Source organism: Paenibacillus sp. FSL H8-0260 (assembly GCF_045040625.1).
Taxonomy (GTDB): domain Bacteria; phylum Bacillota; class Bacilli; order Paenibacillales; family Paenibacillaceae; genus Paenibacillus_AQ; species Paenibacillus_AQ odorifer.
In genome coordinates, this window is record NZ_CP150298.1 from 5,391,500 (window position 1) to 5,410,876 (window position 19,377).

General features: G+C 43.8%; 16 protein-coding genes. 5 read left to right on the top strand and 11 right to left on the bottom strand.

Annotated elements, in window-relative coordinates:
* Positions 1 to 102 precede the first annotated feature (102 nt).
* Positions 103 to 477 (bottom strand): hypothetical protein, encoded by a 375-nt coding sequence (locus tag MHI51_RS24000; protein WP_076129677.1) that lies wholly within the window; start codon positions 475 to 477, stop codon positions 103 to 105.
* A 271-nt stretch (positions 478 to 748) separates the two neighbouring features.
* Between MHI51_RS24000 and MHI51_RS24005 the strand changes: the two genes are divergently transcribed.
* Positions 749 to 1,192 (top strand): carboxymuconolactone decarboxylase family protein, encoded by a 444-nt coding sequence (locus tag MHI51_RS24005; protein WP_076179371.1) that lies wholly within the window; start codon positions 749 to 751, stop codon positions 1,190 to 1,192.
* A gap of 165 nt (positions 1,193 to 1,357) precedes the next feature.
* On the opposite strand, the gene MHI51_RS24010 is transcribed toward MHI51_RS24005, so the two are convergent.
* On the bottom strand, positions 1,358 to 1,810 hold the full coding sequence (locus tag MHI51_RS24010) for a MarR family winged helix-turn-helix transcriptional regulator (RefSeq protein WP_076218488.1): 453 nt from the start codon (positions 1,808 to 1,810) through the stop codon (positions 1,358 to 1,360).
* Positions 1,811 to 1,938: 128 nt separating this feature from the next.
* Here MHI51_RS24010 and MHI51_RS24015 point away from each other — a divergent pair, with 128 nt between their 5' ends.
* From MHI51_RS24015 to MHI51_RS24025, 3 genes are read left to right on the top strand one after another with little or no spacing between them, the layout of a single operon-like run.
* On the top strand, positions 1,939 to 2,385 hold the full coding sequence (locus MHI51_RS24015; protein ID WP_076129675.1) for a GNAT family N-acetyltransferase: 447 nt from the start codon (positions 1,939 to 1,941) through the stop codon (positions 2,383 to 2,385).
* Positions 2,382 to 3,026: a YitT family protein gene (locus MHI51_RS24020; RefSeq protein WP_341003626.1), complete on the top strand. Its 645-nt coding sequence runs from the start codon at positions 2,382 to 2,384 to the stop codon at positions 3,024 to 3,026. The genes MHI51_RS24015 and MHI51_RS24020 overlap by 4 nt, the downstream gene beginning before the upstream one ends.
* A 42-nt stretch (positions 3,027 to 3,068) precedes the next feature.
* Positions 3,069 to 3,524: a GNAT family N-acetyltransferase gene (locus MHI51_RS24025; protein WP_076179368.1), complete on the top strand. Its 456-nt coding sequence runs from the start codon at positions 3,069 to 3,071 to the stop codon at positions 3,522 to 3,524.
* A 199-nt stretch (positions 3,525 to 3,723) separates the two neighbouring features.
* Here MHI51_RS24025 and cymR read toward each other — a convergent pair whose 3' ends face one another.
* Entirely contained in the window at positions 3,724 to 4,143 is a 420-nt protein-coding gene (cymR, locus tag MHI51_RS24030; protein WP_036677599.1) for a cysteine metabolism transcriptional regulator CymR, read from the bottom strand.
* Between the two features lie 293 nt (positions 4,144 to 4,436).
* Between cymR and mnmA the strand changes: the two genes are divergently transcribed.
* The gene (mnmA, locus tag MHI51_RS24035; protein WP_405174073.1) at positions 4,437 to 5,558 is read left to right on the top strand and encodes a tRNA 2-thiouridine(34) synthase MnmA; all 1,122 of its coding nucleotides are present in this window, start codon (positions 4,437 to 4,439) and stop codon (positions 5,556 to 5,558) included.
* A gap of 368 nt (positions 5,559 to 5,926) precedes the next feature.
* On the opposite strand, the gene MHI51_RS24040 is transcribed toward mnmA, so the two are convergent.
* From MHI51_RS24040 to MHI51_RS24075, 8 genes are all read right to left on the bottom strand, one after another.
* Positions 5,927 to 8,911, bottom strand: coding sequence for a glycoside hydrolase family 48 protein (locus tag MHI51_RS24040; protein WP_405174074.1), 2,985 nt, complete (start codon positions 8,909 to 8,911; stop codon positions 5,927 to 5,929).
* A gap of 32 nt (positions 8,912 to 8,943) precedes the next feature.
* Entirely contained in the window at positions 8,944 to 11,676 is a 2,733-nt protein-coding gene (locus MHI51_RS24045) for a glycoside hydrolase family 9 protein (protein WP_076218486.1), read from the bottom strand.
* 292 nt (positions 11,677 to 11,968) lie between these two features.
* Positions 11,969 to 13,816 carry an oligopeptide ABC transporter substrate-binding protein gene (locus MHI51_RS24050; protein ID WP_076218485.1) on the bottom strand — a complete coding sequence of 616 codons (1,848 nt, stop codon included), beginning with the start codon at positions 13,814 to 13,816 and terminating at the stop codon, positions 11,969 to 11,971.
* Positions 13,817 to 13,835: 19 nt separating this feature from the next.
* Positions 13,836 to 14,741 carry an ABC transporter permease gene (locus tag MHI51_RS24055; RefSeq protein ID WP_076129671.1) on the bottom strand — a complete coding sequence of 302 codons (906 nt, stop codon included), beginning with the start codon at positions 14,739 to 14,741 and terminating at the stop codon, positions 13,836 to 13,838.
* Between the two features lie 27 nt (positions 14,742 to 14,768).
* A complete protein-coding gene (gene opp4B, locus MHI51_RS24060; RefSeq protein ID WP_036677612.1) occupies positions 14,769 to 15,731 on the bottom strand; it encodes an oligopeptide ABC transporter permease in 963 nt (320 codons plus the stop codon).
* 4 nt (positions 15,732 to 15,735) lie between these two features.
* A complete protein-coding gene (locus MHI51_RS24065) occupies positions 15,736 to 16,671 on the bottom strand; it encodes an ABC transporter ATP-binding protein (RefSeq protein ID WP_036677615.1) in 936 nt (311 codons plus the stop codon).
* The gene (locus tag MHI51_RS24070; protein WP_076129669.1) at positions 16,658 to 17,674 is read right to left on the bottom strand and encodes an ABC transporter ATP-binding protein; all 1,017 of its coding nucleotides are present in this window, start codon (positions 17,672 to 17,674) and stop codon (positions 16,658 to 16,660) included. The genes MHI51_RS24065 and MHI51_RS24070 overlap by 14 nt, the downstream gene beginning before the upstream one ends.
* A 379-nt stretch (positions 17,675 to 18,053) precedes the next feature.
* Complete coding sequence (locus MHI51_RS24075; RefSeq protein WP_076129668.1) at positions 18,054 to 19,358, bottom strand: replication-associated recombination protein A; 1,305 nt, start codon at positions 19,356 to 19,358, stop codon at positions 18,054 to 18,056.
* Positions 19,359 to 19,377 lie beyond the last annotated feature (19 nt).

A 19,377-nucleotide genomic window follows, 5' to 3' on the forward strand; every position in this document is an offset into this window, starting at 1 on the left:
TATGATTGTGTGAATGCCCCTAAAATACTTTATTGCGCCTAAAAAAGCAGCAATCGCCCTATTTCTTTCAGCGACTGCTGCTTAATGGTCTAAACGTTACTATTATATAGGGATAGATAATGCCGTAATCTGCGTCAATTCAGATTGAAGCACTCGCTGATCAGTAACTAGATTTCCGAACTCGTCCAGCCCATACACGGAGGTAACTACTTCTGCCAAAGGAAAAGGACTACTAATTTGTACCTCGTAAGCCAAATTGCCCCCAATGAAAAACTCTCTAATATCAGAACTCTTTGCAGGAACGTAATACCCTGTGACATAAAGCGGAGTAAGAGCTGGCATCGAATATGGAACACCAAAAACTTCGACGATCATCATTGCACTCGCATTACTTGTGTTACGAACACTGACTACTACATTACTTGCTGCAGTACCAGTTGCTCTTGTATTTGTAATAAGACCTGTTGTATAAGGCATTTCCTCACTCCTCCTTTTGGTTTCTATCAACTTATTCACCAGGAAGCCGATAGTTGTGAGGCAAGAGGAAGGGGAAACTCGTGGAATAACAGCCAATTAGACAGGTAGAAGATTATATTGATATCATTTCCGTTCCGCTTTGAGGATATGTCGGCGGGTGATTTCTGCCTTCTTATAAACAAAAATAAGTACAAATGTTCGCATATAAAGAATAATAGTGTTAAAATAAAGTTATACTATTCCTAAACTAAAGCCTAAGGAGTCTTGCCTAATGAGTCAAAGAGTCGCTTACAATGAAGTTGCACCTGAGGGTATGAAAATCATGATGGATATGGAGATGTACACCAAAAAATCTACGATTAATCGGACTACAAGAGAACTTATCAAAATCAGAGTTTCTCAAATTAACGGATGTGCTTTCTGCATAGATATGCATACATCCGAAGCTCGTAAAATGGGTGAAACCGAACAACGAATTTATTGTTTAAATGTTTGGGAGGAATGTACTTTTTATACACCTGAAGAGAAGGTTGCTCTAGAACTAGCTGAGCATATTACGCTGATCCCTTCCAAAAGAGTTCCGGATGAGCTATATAAACAAGTACGTGAACATTACGATGAGAAACAATATGTTGATCTTGTGCTGATTATTAATCAAATCAACAGTTGGAACAGAATTTCTATTGCAATGGGAAATACCCCCGCAGCACAATAATTACCCCCAAAGAACTCCTTAGGGTGTTCTTTTTTTCTCCGCTCCGTACGTTCCACGGCTCCGTTGATATATGAATCATCTTATTAAAATGCCCTGCCAGTATATCACTAGCAAGGCATTTTTTTATGCAATCGTGTTGGGTTAGTTCAATAACAATTGCTGATTTTAGTACTCTCTTTTATTTCCCTTCTTTACGTATTCCCACTCAACCTCAACATTTTTCCTAACTCTTTGCAAAAGTTGAAACAAGACTTCCGTTTCTTTTTCAGATAATTCTGCTAACGCAACCAAGTCGGTATGGTCCCCTTCTCTCTTCAGAAAAGAGTAGGCTTGTTTGCCTTTTTCAGTTGTGAATAACCTTTTTATTTTTTTGTTCGTTTCATCGTCTTTCTTTTCAATAAAACCTTGGATTTCAAGCTTCTGAATCGCACGCGCTGCTGTTGTTCGGTCCACCTTTATCATTTCCGACAGCTTTTCTTGAATAATGCCCGGATTCTCATATATCCGGACCAGATATAAATACTGCCCCTTTGTAAGCTCTAATTCCTTGAACTCTATATTACTTATGGAATCTAATGCCCTCGCTATCATTCCAACTTCACGAAGGATCTCTTTCATTCAATCACCTACCAGTTCCAATAATGTTGTATTTACAACAATATTGATTGTATATATACTTATAATTGTCGTTAATTCATTATGACGTTTTTCCTAAAAAAAACAAATACAGAATGGAGTAAGCAAGAATGAATCTTAAAAGAATTACACTAATCGAGGAACTTGAAGCTGCATTTTCAATCAGAAAAAAAGTATTTGTTGAGGAACAAGGCGTTCCCCTTAATGATGAATTTGATGAATTCGATACACTGAATGGAGAATGTGAACATGTCCTGGCCTATTATGATGGGCAACCAGTTGCCACAGGAAGGATCCGCGTTCTTGATGGTATAGGTAAGTTAGAGCGTATTTGCATCCTAGAACCTTATCGTAAATTTGGAATTGGGAAAAAAATCATTTCTGCATTAGAAGAGATCGTGGTGGAAAAGGGACATCAAAAGGTTAAATTGCACGGGCAAACTCAGGCGGAGGGCTTCTATAAGAAACTTGGTTATCGGGCTTCATCTACTGAATTTATGGAGGATGGCATCCCTCATCTTTTAATGACTAAAGATCTTTCTGCTTCAAAAGAATGAAGAAGTTTAGTGTAACTACGTTTTCCATTTTCACTTGCGGGATTTTCATCTTAACCCTAGGCGTTTCACTAACAATAATCTCTGACCTTGGAGCGTCACCTTTTGATGCACTTTTAGTGGGTCTATCCAAAAATGTCGGTCTTACAGTAGGCAGTTGGGAAGTGCTGATCGCATGCCTATTGATTGGATGTAATTCATGTTTATCCAAGCAAAGACCAGAATTATTAGGGCTGGTAACTGCATTCATAGCAGGCTTAGGTATTGATATGTGGCTTTTTTTGTTTAATAATCTGATCGAGCCTAATCTGTGGATCAGTAAAATTGCTTTTTATGGTTTAGGCTTAATCGCAATTGGATTAGGTACATCCATTTATTTATACGCAAATTTCGCACCGATTCCAGTGGACCGGCTAACATTAGTACTGCAAACGATAACTAGGCTTAGTATACTATTTACTAGAACAATCATTTATCTTGTTTTCTTATTTGCCGCCATTATTTTCAATGGGCCTATTGGGATTGGCACTCTACTTACCATTTGTTTAGGCGGATTAATTCTTAATTACTTTATGCCACTTACACAGAAAGCCTTGGACCGATTGCTACAACATATAATAGCGAACTCCGCTAAAGAAACTTGATATATACAACAAACCATAATCTTATCATTGGGAGTGAATAATTTGGAGATTAGAATCGATAACTTAACCGGAACCGAAATCATAGCATTGATCAGTGAACATCTTCAGAGCATGTTTGAGCAATCTCCCCCAGAGAGTGTACATGCGTTGAATTTAGATAAATTAAAAACACCTGAAATCACCTTCTGGAGTGCCTGGGAGCAGGGCGAACTCTTAGGTTGCGGTGCTCTTAAAGACATGGGTAGCCATCATGGTGAAATCAAATCCATGCGTACTTCTACCAAGCATCTTAGAAAGGGCATTGCATCTAAAATGCTTGCCCATATTATTAAAGAAGCTAAGCAACAAGGCTATCGGCGGCTGAGCTTGGAAACCGGATCCACTGAAGGGTTCGAAGCGGCTAGAAAACTATATGAACAATATGGGTTTGAATACTGTAGTCCGTTTGCAGATTACATTGAAGACCCCTATAGTGTTTTTATGACGAAAGAATTATAAGTACTGTAGAGGTGCTAACTTGACTACTAATCAATGGATACCGATTCTCGCAGCGTTCATCGGAGCCTTTTGCTGCTGGATTGCGCTCCTTAATAAACGTAAGAACAAATAGAATCACAGATAATAAAAGATAAAAAAAGACTCCCAAATGGGAGCCTAAGGTTGACACATTATTTTTTTTGGAATGTATTTCCAAATCTTAAATGTAAAACATGTAATTGTCAGCCAAACTCTCTTCTTTGTAGTTAATCAAATCATAAAGTGTTGTGGAATCCAGCACATCGGCAATACTGTCGCGAATACGCAACCATAAATCCCGTTTCGCTGCATCGTCCTCTTCCGTGAAGTCTACAGGAGAGATAGGACCCTCCAGCACACGGATGATATCACCGGCAGTGATAGCATTCGCCTCACGCGACAAAATGTATCCGCCATATGCTCCACGAATACTTTTTACAAGTCCTGCATTGCGCAGAGGAGCAATTAGTTGCTCCAGATAATGCTCGGAAAGACCATTTTTCTCAGCGATACTCTTAAGTGAAGTTGGTCCTTCACCAAATTTCAGTGCAAGCTCCATCATAATTGTTAGTCCGTAACGACCTTTGGTTGATATTTTCAAAGGGGCACCTCTTTCAGTTTAATGTCTGATTATTGTATACTATTGATTCGGCAAGTCTTTTGATTGTCATATCAAGGTATTCCGATAATTACTCTCAGTTTATGTTATCATATCCGAAGTCACAAATGAAATGGAAAACAAAACATTTTACGAGAATGTTCACCCCAGGTGGACATTTTGTTGTTTCCAGTCTCTTATTTCAGAGGTTTAGAGTAGACAGGTATGTTATAATACATTTTGAGCCGGGTGTTCCATGAATGACCGGTATTTTGGGTACAGAAATGGTGATTACGATGACAAAAGCAAAACAAGACACCCGTGTCGTCGTCGGCATGTCCGGAGGGGTCGATTCCTCCGTCACGGCGCTTCTGCTCAAGCAGCAGGGCTATGACGTCATCGGCATCTTCATGAAGAACTGGGACGATACCGACGAATTCGGAGTATGTACGGCCGAAAGCGATGCAGAGGATGTTCGCCGCGTATGCGAGCAGATTGATATTCCTTACTATACCGTTAATTTCGAGAAGGAATACTTTGATAAGGTATTTTCTTATTTTCTCGATGAATATAAGGCCGGCCGGACGCCAAATCCTGACGTCATGTGCAACCGCGAGATTAAGTTTGGAGAATTTTTGAACAAAGCTCTTCAGCTTGGTGCCGATTATGTCGCAACTGGACATTACGCACGTGTTATAGAAGAAGATGGTGTGTACAAGCTGCTCCGCGGCGTAGACAACAATAAGGATCAAACCTATTTCCTGAATGCACTGGGGCAACATCAACTCTCTAAAACAATGTTCCCTATTGGACATCTGCCGAAACCTGAAGTGCGGAGAATTGCTGAAGAAGCAGGACTTTACACTGCCAAGAAAAAAGATAGCACAGGCGTCTGCTTTATCGGCGAGCGCAACTTCCGCGAATTCCTCAGCCAATATCTCCCGGCACAAGCTGGCGATATGGTTGACATAGTAACTGGAGAGATCAAAGGCCGCCACGACGGACTTATGTATTACACGTTAGGCCAACGCCAAGGCCTTGGTATTGGTGGCTCTGGCAACGGCGAACCGTGGTTTGTAGCTGAAAAAGATCTTAGCCGCAACATTCTTTATGTAGTACAAGGAGACAAGCACCACAACCTGTACTCCACTAGCCTGATTGCTTCCGGTGTTAACTGGATTGACGGTCAAGCGCTTGGGCAAGAACCGCTGAAATGCACCGCCAAATTCCGGTATCGCCAGCCAGATCAAGGCGTGACCCTTACAGCGCGTGAAGATGGAACGATAAATGTAGCCTTTGATGTTCCACAAAAAGCGATCACACCTGGTCAAGCCGTTGTCTTCTATCTCGGCGAGCAATGTCTCGGCGGCGGAACGATAGAATACGCGGAGAAGGTTGTTCCTTCAGCACAAGTGTGAATGTAACCCAAGTTTCTATAAAAGCTTGATCTACAAGTAATCGTAGTAACTCACAATATCTAACTAACATACCAAAAGCACGAAATAGTTGTATTTAATACAGCTATTTCGTGCTTTTTTATTTCTTTTTGGGTTTTAGTTGCACATTGTACAGTTAAACTGAGCTTATATCTTAATAAGTATCCATATACTGATAAATAGTTGTATGAAGTGCAATTAAATTACGTTGACGCGGCTAGAGCCTATTTTAGTTGTAGGAAATACAATTAAAATGGACATGAAGCCACAATTAGTCGAAGTGCAGTCGCTAACCAGCCAATAACAAAAAAAGCCCCAGCCAAATGGCTAGGGCTTCCCTCATTTAGACTTTAAGGCTCAAGTCCCCATGCTAGAGCACCATTCAAGTACAACGGCACATGATTCCATTCCGTGTACGATGTTTTGGTAGGGTCATAAGAGTAGTCTCCAACCTCGTTGTAATTACTCCAGTCCGTTTTGTTGACCCGGATCTGGATATCACCCGTGTTGGCTCCCGGTGCAAGACTGCCTGCACCTGCGCCGAAGGAGATTTCTAAATAATAGTCCGCTCCAGTTTTGGCAGGGTCTACCTTCACGAATGTTCCCTGTATATTACTTCCACCGATGTTAGCATAGTCAACATTAAATTGTTGAGGTTTATCGCCATCAATCGTGTAATAATACCGCAGCTTTACATCGCTAAGCGCTACAGCCGTATCCCCATTGTTAACAATTTGCAGCTGCGGGCGGAACTGATTATCACCCGGATTGGTATCACTTGTCCGGTACTTCACCACCAAATCTCCTTGTGCCGGAATCGGTACATCCATAGGCTTGGCGTGAACCTCAGGCGAATTCGGGCTCTCTCCAACCACGTTGGAAGCACTAACTACATAGTAATAATCCGTACCGTTAACCACGGAAGTGTCACTGTAAGTAGCTTGAGTGACAACAGCCACATCGCTGTAAGGGCCACCAGTTGTTGCAGCTCTTTTCACAGTATAGCTTGTAGCTCCAGTTACGTTGTTCCAACTAAGATCTACAACTTGGTTACCAGCGACCGCACTTGGTTTGGAAGGTGCTTTTGGAGCTACTGGCTCCGTAGGCACGCTGCTGTTGATCAATCGATCGTATTCTGCATAAGCAGTTGCCATATCTACTTGCGACCAGAAGCGATGGTAGGTAAATTCAGGGGCTCCATTGTCCCATGTTTTAGTCAGTTTATTAAAAGAAGTATTGTATTTGTCCAGCAGATATTGCCACTTAGAGTCATTTACGATATTTGGACGGATATCGGTGTAGCTTGCATATACCCCATTTCCGCCTTTAGCAGGATCGGAAGGCACTGTTGATGTACCAGGGATTGTATTTCCTTGGCCGAATGTACCTGTCCAGCCGCTTGGGAAATAGACTTCTTTAGTGAAATAGCGAGAATAATCTGCACGGCTTTCGGTAGTTGCAATACCAATTCCATCGTTATAACCCCATGCCGTGTCTAACAAAGATTTAGCCAGTACCTGAGCTTCTCCTCCCAGAGTACTGTAGCTGCCATGTTCAGCTTTGGTGCCAGCCGCATAGAAGGTAAGTGCCTTAATATAGCTGCCCAGTACACCTGTATCTTGGCTTGGACTCTTAGTTACGGCTTTCAGGTTATTGTTTGCAGTAGAACCACTGAAGCCATTCCAAGTATTAGGTTGTCCTGTCCATTCCACATTACCTGGAATCCAGAATTCTCCTGGTGCAGAGACTGTAGCCACTTGCGGATTGGCGCCTCCAAGAATTCGATTTCCTTGGCTGTTCAGATAGTAACCTTCAGCATCCGTAACTGGACGTTTGTTGGCAAAGGCATAATCTTTAGACCAATCTACCCAATTTTCTATAACTTGTTTTGCCATTTGGAAGTTTTCAGATGTAGTGTCTCCGTTAGAAGCGAGGATATAGTACAGCTCTGCTACCCGCTCCACACTCCATGCCTGCATTCCGAACCAGTTATTGGATGGAGGATCGTGGTAGACTGGAGCTTCGTCATAGGCCATGCCATAAAAAGTACTGGTTCCAGCTGGATAAGCCTTGTAGGCGCCTTGATAACTATTGGTCGCTCCACCGGCAATTGCCCCTTCAGAGGACTGCAGCCAAGTATAAAATTCCAATTGACGTTTCAGAGAATTTTCCCAATCCTGCCCAGCTGTAGCTGATGACGGAATCAGACCACCATCCGAATCAGAAAGTGCGTAGGCAGCCACGACATTCTGATACCCTTGGTGGGCATGGCTCGCACCGATTCTCCAAGCCCAGTTTCCTGTTGCTCCAAGTCCACCGCCCCATGCGGTATACCAAGCCAGAAGATATTGATTAGAGTCTTTGCCAGTCCCGGCATCAGGGGTGCCGTCAGTAGCAGCACTCCCTACTTTTTGGAAGTATTTATCATACATACCGTAACGCAGGAAATCGCCCATTTTCTTAGCTTTATTCAAATACACTGTATTGTTGTAGCCGAGCTCTTTAGCCCAGTACATTGCTTGTACTGCCCGTGCATCGGCATCTGTAGCATTCGTGTAACGCCATTGAGCGGAAGGCACGTTAGCTTCTTTTGTGAACAGACTCATGAAGCCTTCGTTTGCTTTTCCGAACGTTTTGTCATCTTGAGAAGGGTGAGGGACCGCCTCCCAAACGGACTCTTGTTCACCCCGTTGGAATGTATTTACATAAGCGGCTGTATGCGTAGGATTCAGCAAGTTGCCGAAGCCGTACCAGTTGTCCACGTCTACCAGCCAGTGCATCAAGTAGGTCTGGTTGTTGCCATACGTCGCCTTCAATTCAGCATCTAGCGGATCTTTACCTGCTGTATACTGGCCACCTAGCTGACTTGGATACTGATCCGGCTGAGCATGCTCCGCTGCATACGTAGCCGGGCTGTTCGGATTGTAATAACTCATGGTTGGCTGCTCTTCCTTGCCATCACCTTCGTTAATAGGGATGATATACTTCTCCATGTTGTCCCAAGCGGATTCCAGCTTAGTCCAGTCCCCTGTGTGATAACCATAGAGTACCTCAAGCCACATCCAATAACTGTAAGCTTCTGAGGTCGTCATATGTCCGTAATCAGGGGCTTCACTCATCAAGGTCTCTACCGCATGATAAGGTACTCCTTCGGCAGAGAAATAACCATTTGCGGGGTCTTTTAGCTGCGCATATAATTGCAGAAATCGCGTCTGCTCCGTAGTTGAAGCGTGAGCAGTCTGAGGTCTAAAATTAAATAGACCGGTCATGAGTGAGAGAAACAGGACTGCGGCCATTATTACAGAAACAGGCTTCTTTATTAAGCTCAATTTCATCATCTTAGGCAAGCTCCCTCTCTTGGATATATTTATGGTTCTAAGCCCCATACAAGTGTTTCACCTTGATAAAGTGTAACCTTATTCCAATCGGCAAATGTCTGCTGAACCGCGCTGTAGGAATAATCATCCGTTTCATTATAAGCCGTCCAGTCCGTCTTATTGGTGCGAGCCTGAATCTCGCCGCTATCTCCACCAGGCGCTATACTTCCAGCCCCTGCACCAAAAGAAATCTCCAGATAATAATCCGCGCCCGTACTGGCGGGATTCAGCTTAACAAAACTGCCGCTTAAATTACCACTGCCCACTACAGCATAATCACAATGAAACTGTTGTGGTTTATCCCCATCCACAGTGAAATAATAACGCAGCTTCAAGCCGCTAAGTGCCACAGACTCGGTTCCTGTATTCATAATTCGGAACTGAGGGCGCAGCTGTCCATCACTGGCATTCGTATCATTCGTACGATATTGCACCTTTAAATTTCCCGTTGTGGGCTGTGTCGGTTCTTGGGGTTTGGCACTAACCTGTATAGATGGCAAGCTCTCCCCTACACCATTCTTGGCAGTGATCACATAATAATAAGTGGTTCCGTTCACCCGTCCACTATCCATGTAATCCGTTCCCGTGACATTCTCAAGCACCGTATACGGGCCTCCACTCACTTCACTGCGTTTAACGGTATATTCACTGATCCCGCTAATCGCATTCCAAGTCAAATGGACCGTTCCATTACCTGCTACAGCCTGAACATTTGTCGGACGTGCAGGGACTTGAGGTTCTCCAGGTTGTCCGCCACCCGCTGGAAGTTCTCCATACATGTGTACACCTGCATCAAACACCGGAATGTTCGCTGTTTTTACAGGAGTTACTCCTTGAGCTGCCACCCCTTGGAATGAAAAATCATTAGCATTATTCCAGAAGTTAGTGTTCAGCGGAGCTGCAATTCGGAATTGAATCTCCTTACGATGAGCAGATTGTCCACCCGGATAAATCAAAGTACCTGTAAAATCGATCTTAGTATAGTAGATATGGTTAGCTGCATCGTAAGGCTGAAGTGCAGACACCGTTCCACCCTGATTGTAGCCTCCCGCTGTAACCGTAATATCCTCAGGACCATAACCAGCCGCTATCGCTTCACTAAGATCCACATAATAGTTAAAAGACATCTCTTTACTGGCCCTTGCCGGCCAGCCCGTACGGTTATTCAGCAATGCTCGAATCTCTACAAAGTTGCTGCCACTAGCATTCACAGAGGCTTCGACAAACATCTCATCTTCACGTGTCTCTGCAGGCGGAAATTGTGCAAGGGGCTGTTGCCCTTGTCCATGCAGCAGCACCATTTTTGCAATAGCTCCTGTAAAAGCAGCATTGTAATCGGTTGCAACTTCATTCGAGACATAATCGTTAATGGAGTCGGTGTAGCTGTCTGTTTTGGACGGGCCTCCAACTAGCGCTCCGTACAAGACATGGCGATGATTTACCGGAACGCTCTGACTATCATTCCATGATCCATGTGAGGTTCGATGATGGGGATGCTGAGGAGAATTATTACCAAAACCGATAACATAACTGCTGTTTCGTGGATTGTCGCCAAGCATATACGTAATTTGTCTCTCCGCGAAAGAGCGCGCTGTATCTTTCTTCACCGGATCGCTCACCCAGTCTGAGTAAACGAAGGCCATAAAAGCCTGATTGGCTGCATAACGCAATGCGCCCCATTGATCCAGATGGGCTAGTCCGCCAGGTGTATAGGCAACACGGTCACTTGTTCCACCCACTCCAGTCGTCCAATACTGCATATTCCGTTCAGTGGATTGAATGAACTTGGTCTGCCCGGTGATTCGTGCCAACAGTAATTGAGCGCCATAATGCTTGTCGTCCCAAGACTGTGTCCACTGATACCCCCAGTTTCCAGCCTGATTCGTTCCCCATTGATCGCTTGCTGCAATAGCCTTATTGAGATACTGCTGATCGTTAGTCGCCAAATACAACCAGACAGCCCCCCAGCTCAATTCATCCGCGTAACCGCTCCAAGAATTATAATATTGTTTGACGTCGGTAATGCTGTCGGAATAGGAGCCGCGATAAGTGTCTGCAAAATTGTAAAGCTGTTTAGCATGCAGCAGCAGCTTGTCCGCGTATACGGCATCCGTATCCCTGAAAATAATGGATGCTGAAGCTAACGCTGCAGCTGTTTCTGCGGCAAGATCTGATCCGGGATGAGTGGCATCAATTTTGTAGGAAGGTCTCTGCATCTGCATGACTTCTGCGGGTCCCCACCAATTATGATCGGTTGTTCCGTTACCAACTTGTCCCCACAGCTCGTTAGGAGCGGTATGAGCTTTCACAAAATAATCGGTTGCCCAGCGAATATTGTCTAAAATTTCCTCCAGCTGCCCAGACCCCTCATATCCTTGCTTGTACTCATAAACTGACCATGCCAGCATCGTTGTAGAATAAGCCATAGGCAAACCGAATTTAACGTGATCACCGGCATCGTACCAACCACCAGTCAGATCATGTCCCACATCCGCCCCGTCCAAAAGACCGGAATCGCCCCGCCATTCCACCCGATTGTTATCTGGCAATTCACCAGACCGCTGGGTTTCGTAGAAATAAATAGATTTTTGTAGAACCTCCGCATAGTTGTAGTCTCCGGCCGCTGCCTCTGCTATCGCCGGTTGAAATGCAGCATTTGAACAAAATGTAAGCGTAAACAACAAACTGAACACCAGTCCTTGTTTCCTATACCTCTTGATCATTTCTACTGCCCCTCTCTTCAGTGAATGCCACAAGAAAGATTACACCTCAGTCCCGTAACACCTCCCTCACTTGAATCAGGTACCTGTCATTGCGATCATCCACTCACCTCACTCTAAGAGCTATATTTAAGCGAAAGTTTCGCTCTCACCCAAAATATACCATATCTTTCATTAAAACACTATATTTTTACAGTAAATAATGCACAAAATATAGGAATAATTGTTAATTTAACAGAAAATAAAAAACAGCAGCTCAGGATTTCTCCTTGAACTGCTGTTCATTAATCCCCTCTTACTGAGCCACCGCAGCTTTATCTGCAGAAACCGCAATGTCGTTATAATAGAGTCCGGTTCCATCACCAATTGCAAAGTTTAGAACACGGTTATTAACCGGCACAATCACAGCACGATAAAGTGTTGGGAATACTGGAATCTCATCAACCATAAATTGTTGCCACTCTTTATAGATTTCTTTACGTTTGTCTACATCAAATGCAGCCTCAGAGATCCCTTCGGCGAGCAAACGATCGTTCTCTGCACTGGAGTAACGTGGGAAGTTATAGATTGCATCTTTACCGTACAGGCCTGATGGGTCAACGTCAATCCCTACCCCCCAAGCACCTTGGTACACATCAACAGTAGGATCATCCTCACCATTTTGACCTATACGATCATAGAAGGTATTAAACTCTACCATTTCCAAAGTTACATTCAGACCAATCGCTTTCCAGGATTGTACATAATATTGAGCCAGCGGCTCAGCAATGTCTCCACCAGTCATCGAAATGAAATTAATCTTCAGCTCGCTGCCATCTGGATTCGTTCTAAATTCACCGTTTAATTTGTAACCAGCGTCATCCAGGATCTTTTTAGCTGCTTCTGGATCAAAAGCTACGCCCGGATTGGTAGTATCATGGAATTCTGGATGGGACGGTGGAATCAAGGTAGTCGCATTCCAACGCAGACCATTATAGAACTTTTTACCAACAGTATCATTGTCAACCGCAGCCCACATTGCTTTACGAAGATTCACATCCGCCATTTTAGCTTTAGGATCGGTAACAACCTCTTTTTTCGTTGCATCCCATTTGCCAAGCTTAAATCCAATATACGTATACGCACGGTCAACAGCCCCGAGATACTCAACATTTGATAGCTTCGCATTATCAGGGAATTGATCAATAGGGAAGGAATCCACCAAGTCAACTCCACCAGATTTCAGTTCTTGTACAATCGTTGTTGGGTTGATAACCTTCAAAATTACTTTATCCAGTTTAGGGGCTCCACGCCAGTAATCTTCATTCTTAACAAATACTACAGACTCACCAGGAACGATACTCTCTACTTTAAAAGCTCCGAAGCCAATTGGCTTTTGGCGGACTTCAGGGGAAGAGGAGATTTTGGCAACATCCATGCCGCCAAAGATATGTTTGGCTAATGGATAAATCCATACGCTACCCGTTAACAAGGAAGGTGTAGATTGCTTATAAGTAATTTGCAGTTTCTTATCACCCAGCACTTTAATCCCGGATATGGTCTTGGCCTTACCGGAATGGTACTCATCCATGCCTTCAATATTAGTGAAGTCAGAACCGTAACGAGGACCATCATAAGCAGGATTACCAATAACTTCATGGGCGAACAACCAGTCTTCAGCCGTTACTGGCTTACCATCCTGCCAGTTTACATTGTCGCGAATCGTAAAGGTAAAGGTACGTCCATCTTCTGCAACTTCATAAGTAGCCGCACCATCATTAGTATAAACATAGTCTTTATCCCAAGTTAACAAACCTTCATCAAACCAGTTCAGAACTTGAGCATCTGGATCTCCAGAATAGAAGTTCCAGTTCAAAGTGCCTTCAAATGGACTATCGGAAACAAGTCCAAATGTAATTGTCCCTCCGTCAATAGCTTCACCTTGGTTAGTCTTAACGTTACTGAAATCTTTAATGTTATAAAGTCCGTCTTCTGCCTCAGGCGCGGCCGTTGCTTCTGCGGTTGCCGCAGGTGCGCTGGCGTTAGGAGCTGCTGTTGATTCAGCCGCTTCGTTGTTGTTCTTGGAGCCGCAAGCCGCAAGAGCGAACAACATTACAAACATTAATGAAACTAGTAAAGCTTTTGAACGAATGGCTTTTCTCATTTAATCATTTCCTCCCTTATTATCCTTTTCTTTGTCTTGCGTCGGTCGCACGTTTTAGCGCTTGACCCACATTATTTATACTCAACATCAATACCAGGATCAGCAATGATGCGGGTAACCAGATCCACCATCTGAACTCAAGAGTCTGCGGATTTCTCGCATAGCTTACTAGAGTACCCAGACTGGGTGTACTTTCTGGAAAACCAAAACCTAGAAAGGATAGGCCTGATTCCAATCCAATATTAGCTGCCAGATTCAAGGTCATTGTTACGATAATGATTGAGCTTAAGTTCGGCAGAACTTGCGTAAACATAATTTTTAGATTGGAGGAGCCTAGGGTCTTAGATGCCTGAACATAATCCAATTCCTTCTCTTGCAATGTCTTGGAACGAATTAGCCTGGCAATCCCCATCCAAAGAAATGCTGTCATGATAAAGGAGAAGGTCAACGTATTGTATTTAGGAACTGCGCTGACAAAAGCTATAACAATCATTAGAAAAGGTAGAATCATGAAGAAATCCACAATACGCATCGCGACATTATCTACCGTTCCCCCAAAGTAACCTGAGACTAAACCTACCAGAATACCGATAATTCCCGTAAAAAATGTAACCATAAAGGCAATAGACATGGAATTTCGTGTTCCTATAATTAATTGACCGAATACATCCCGTCCTCCATAATCAGTCCCCAGCCAATGCACAGCCGAAGGCTTCTCATATAGGGCGAACAAGTCAACCGTGACAATTTCTTTCTGATCTAAAAATAAGGAGATCCCATATACAGCAGCAATAATCGTAAATAGGAAAATCAATGAGACCAGTGCCAGCTTATCCCGCACCATCTCCCGCCAAACAATTTTGAAGCCCGATGGACTTTTATCAGTTTCCTGCAGCAGAGCTATCTCTGCGCTCGTCTTTGCCATTTCATTCACCCCAAAGTGTTCATCTTCTTATTTAATCCGGATACGAGGATCTACGATACTTAAAATAATGTCTGATAACAACGCACCGACGATGGAAGCAACCCCATACAGAAGAACGAGGGCTGTTACCACGCTGAAATCCCGAATCGTTATCGAACTTAGAAACAGCAAACCCATTCCTGGATAGCTGAAGATCGTTTCAACGAACACCGTACCACCAATTAGCCCAGTGATCTCATATCCAAAAAATGCAGCGATCGGCAGCAAGGAGTTTCTCAAAATATGACGATTGTATACGCGTGACTCTGAAGCCCCTTTAGCTCTAGCAGTGAGAATGAAATCTTTTTGCTTCGTATCAATGATCTCATTTCTCAGATATTGTACGGTCCCAACCGTTGCAATTAGCGCCATAGATAGCGCAGGCAGAAGCAGATGATAGAATTTACTCCAGAAGTGACTTAGTGTACCTGGAACTTCCCCGGGACTGACACTGCCGCTGGTAGGAAACCAATGAAAATGAAATCCGAAAACCCATACCATTAAAAGTGCAAAAATAAACAACGGTGCAGCAAATCCAATATAGGTATAGCCAGTTATCAAGCGATCCAGCCACGAATCGTTATAACGTCCGCTGGTAATACCAAGCGGGATAGCAATAAGGTATGTAAGAATCAGCGTAACAATGGCCAGCCAAAGTGTATTCATCAGGCGTTGTCCGATTAGCTCTGAGACCGGCATTTTGAAACGGAAGGACTGGCCGAAATCCCCTTGTATCGCTTTAGTGATCCAATCCCAGTATTGGATGTACCATGGATCATTTAGACCGAGCTTTTCTCTCATCGCATCAATGGCCGCCGGATCAATATTCGGATCGAGCATTCCTGAGAGTGCGTCACCAGGCATCGCCTTCGCCATAAGAAAAACAAGAATACTTAATAGAACTACTTGAGGGATCATTATAAGAATTCTACGAACGATAATCTTCCACATATTCTCAACCTTTCTCAGGCAAGGCTACCAGATGAGTCTCGGAAATTGATTTTAATGGATAAGCCATGCCTTCTTCATCAAAATAATTCCGGTGCGCTTGTTCATATTCCTTGCTTACTGATTTTCTGAATTCCGTCTGCTTTTCTCTCTGTTTCGGATCAATATCAGGAATGGCGGCAATGAGTCGTTTGGTATAAATATGCTGAGGATTGTCAAAAATATCTTTAGCAGTCCCTTGCTCCACATGTCGTCCTTTATACATAATCCCTATGTGATCGCACATATGCCTGATGATCCCGAGATCATGACTGATAAATAGAAAAGTAAGATTCAGCTCTTTTTGAATGTCCTGCATGAAGTTAAGCACCTGTGCCTGTACTGAGACATCTAGCGCAGATACCGGCTCGTCAGCAATAATAAGTTTTGGCTTGAGTGCAATTGCTCTGGCAATTCCGATCCGCTGCCGCTGGCCGCCAGAAAATTCATGCGGATATTTCAGGATGTTCTCAGGACTTAAGCCTACTTGTAAAAGCAATTCCTGCACCCGGCGTTTTTCTTCCCCTGGAGACATTTTTTCGAAATTACGCAACGGTTCTGCAATAATATCGAGTACACGCTTCTTAGGATTTAAGGAAGAGTACGGATCCTGAAAGATCATCTGAATGTCTTTGCGGACATTTCTTTGCTTTCGTACACCCCTCAAGGCCAAATCTTGCCCTTCAAAAATCACGCTGCCGCTAGTAATAGAATTAAGACCTATAATCGCGCGACCCGTTGTCGTCTTTCCGGAACCAGATTCACCAACCAGACCATAGGTTTGCCCAGCTTCAATGGTAAAATTAACATTATCGACAGCCTTAACTACGCCAACTTCCCTTCGAAAAACACCGCCGTGGATCGGAAAATGTACTGCTAAATTTTTAACCTCAAGAAGTCCCATTGTGGATTGCCTCCTCGTTAGTATCAGGGAAATGGAAATTGTTATAACAGGTGCAGCGAACGAAATGTCCGGGTGCGACTTCATGCAGCTGTGGGTTCTCCTCATGCTCCGATTCAGGAATCCAAGGTGTCCGTGCCGAGAAACGGCAGCCCTTACGCGGAAGGTTTTGCAGTGGTGGAACAATCCCCTGAATCACATGCAACCTGGATTTTTCTTCTTTTGCCGTTGGAATGGAGTTTAATAAGGATCTCGTATATGGATGTTTCGGATTAGACGTCAACGTAAAAATATCTGCGATTTCGACGATTTGTCCGGCATACATCACCGCAACACGGTCAGCCATTTCGCTTACAACCCCTAAGTCATGAGTGATTAAGATAATGCCTGCTTCCATATCGTTTTTTAATTTTTTAATAAGTTCAAGGATTTGTAATTGGATAGTCACATCTAGTGCTGTGGTAGGCTCGTCGGCGATCAAAAGCTTGGGTCCATTGGCTATCGCAATGGCGATAACCACCCGCTGCCTCATGCCACCGGATAATTCGTGGGGGTACTGCTGATATGTATGCTCGGGACGGGAAATTCCAACCTTGGTCAAAAGATCAATGACCTTCTCTTTTCGCTGTTTCTTAGAAAGCTTGGAATCATGTAGGATAAGTACTTCTTCAATCTGTGAACCGATGATCATTAGCGGGTTTAAAGCGGATAAAGGATCTTGAAAAATCATAGACATTTCTTGGCCGCGCAGCTTGTTTAGTGCAGCAGGAGACATAGTAACGATGTCCTGGCCCTTGTATTTGATTTGTCCGTCAATTCTGGCTCTGGTATGCAGCCCCATAATGGAAAAGGCGAGCGCACTTTTTCCTGAACCAGATTCTCCAACGATAGCCAGAATTTCATTTTTGCGAACAGACAGGGTAACATCATCAACCGCAGCATAATAGTCGTCTGCAATTCTGAACGATGTCGACAAATTTTTGATTTCTAGTAGTTCTTCGCCCATATTCATCACCCTAACGACAAGGATTTCAAAATTAACACAATGAAAATATTATGTAAATTTTGATATAAATAGTGTTGATTTTCATGAAACATTTTGAAATAACCAATGTGATGATAATTAACACTGTTAAGAATACTACCAGTAGTTCAATCGGAAATAAAAATGAACATCTCGTAACTTTGTAGTTCATTTTAATTAACTTATGGTAAATTATCAATCTTTTCCTATAAAAAATTTTCAATCGATGTGATTAAAAGTAACGTAGATAACAAAAAAACGGCTCTAGGCCGCCTTTTTTTGGGAATTATTTAGTTCGACTGAAAGTTAAAATCTTTGGCTTTCCAGCATGAAATTGGAAGGTATTACAGTCGCTAGCTGCTTACTGCTCCCGCCGAAGCTTTTGATTATGACGAATCTTAATCTCATTGCCTTGCTCAGTAGCTTGATAAAAAACACGCTGAGAAATCTCCTTAGGCAAATACTCTTGCTTCACATAATGCCCCGGAAAATTGTGCGGATATTGATATCCTTCATGCCCTAACGCAGTTGCACCTTTATAGTGCGTATCACGCAGATGCAGCGGTACCTCCGCTGATTTGATCTCATCCATACTTGCCATTGCATTGGAAATAGCCATAACCACAGCATTAGACTTCGGACTTTCCACTGCAAAAAGAATAGCTTGGGCAATGTTCAGCTTCGCCTCTGGCCAACCATTGTTTCGATACGCATCCAGCGCACTCACCGCTTGAACCATAGCTTGGGGATTAGCCAAGCCGATATCCTCACTGCTGGCTGCAATCAGGCGCCGAATAAAAGTCATAGGGTCCATTCCAAGCTTTTCTACCGCATACAGAAACCAAAACAACGCGGCGTCGCTGGAACCGCGAATACTTTTATGAAAAGCGGATAGCACATCATACTGCGTAGATTCATCAGCCTTCACAATGGGGCGCCGAATGGATTCCTCCGCCACCTCCAGCGTGATATGAACACTTCCATCAACTTGCGGCGCGGTAGTCAGGGCTGCCAGCTCCAGCGCGTTTAGTGCCCGCCGGATGTCTCCATTAGCCATTGTTGCAATATGCAACAATGCCTCCTCATCGACCTGAAGCTCCATAAATCCAAGACCTTTCTCTTTGTCCGCCAAGGCTCTGCGCATTGCGATCAAGCTGTGTTCACTCGTTAATGCCTCCAGCTGAAATAAGGTGGAGCGGCTCATAAGCGCCCCATTAACATAATGGAACGGGTTCTCTGTAGTCGCTCCAATGAAGGTAATAGTCCCTTTTTCTACTGCTGGCAAAAGCGCATCCTGGCGTGAGCTATTAAATCGATGCACCTCGTCCAGGAACAGGATCGTCTTAGTGCCGTACAATGTTTGATTGTTCTGAGCTCGCTCAATAACCTCCCGTACATCCTTCACGGTAGCTTCCACCGCATTCAGACGTACGAACTCTCCTTGCGTGTGATGAGAAATAATATGCGCGAGTGTCGTCTTGCCGCATCCCGGGGGGCCATAGAGCAAAATCGAAGAGACTTGATCCGCCTCAATCGCTCTTCGCAGCAGCTTCCCCCGACCTATGATATGCTCTTGACCAATATATTCATCAAGATTCTCCGGTCTCATCCGGTCTGCAAGCAGCCGTCCGCCCCCAGTGTCCTCTCCAAAAGAAAATAAATCCATAACTCCACTTCCTTGCTAT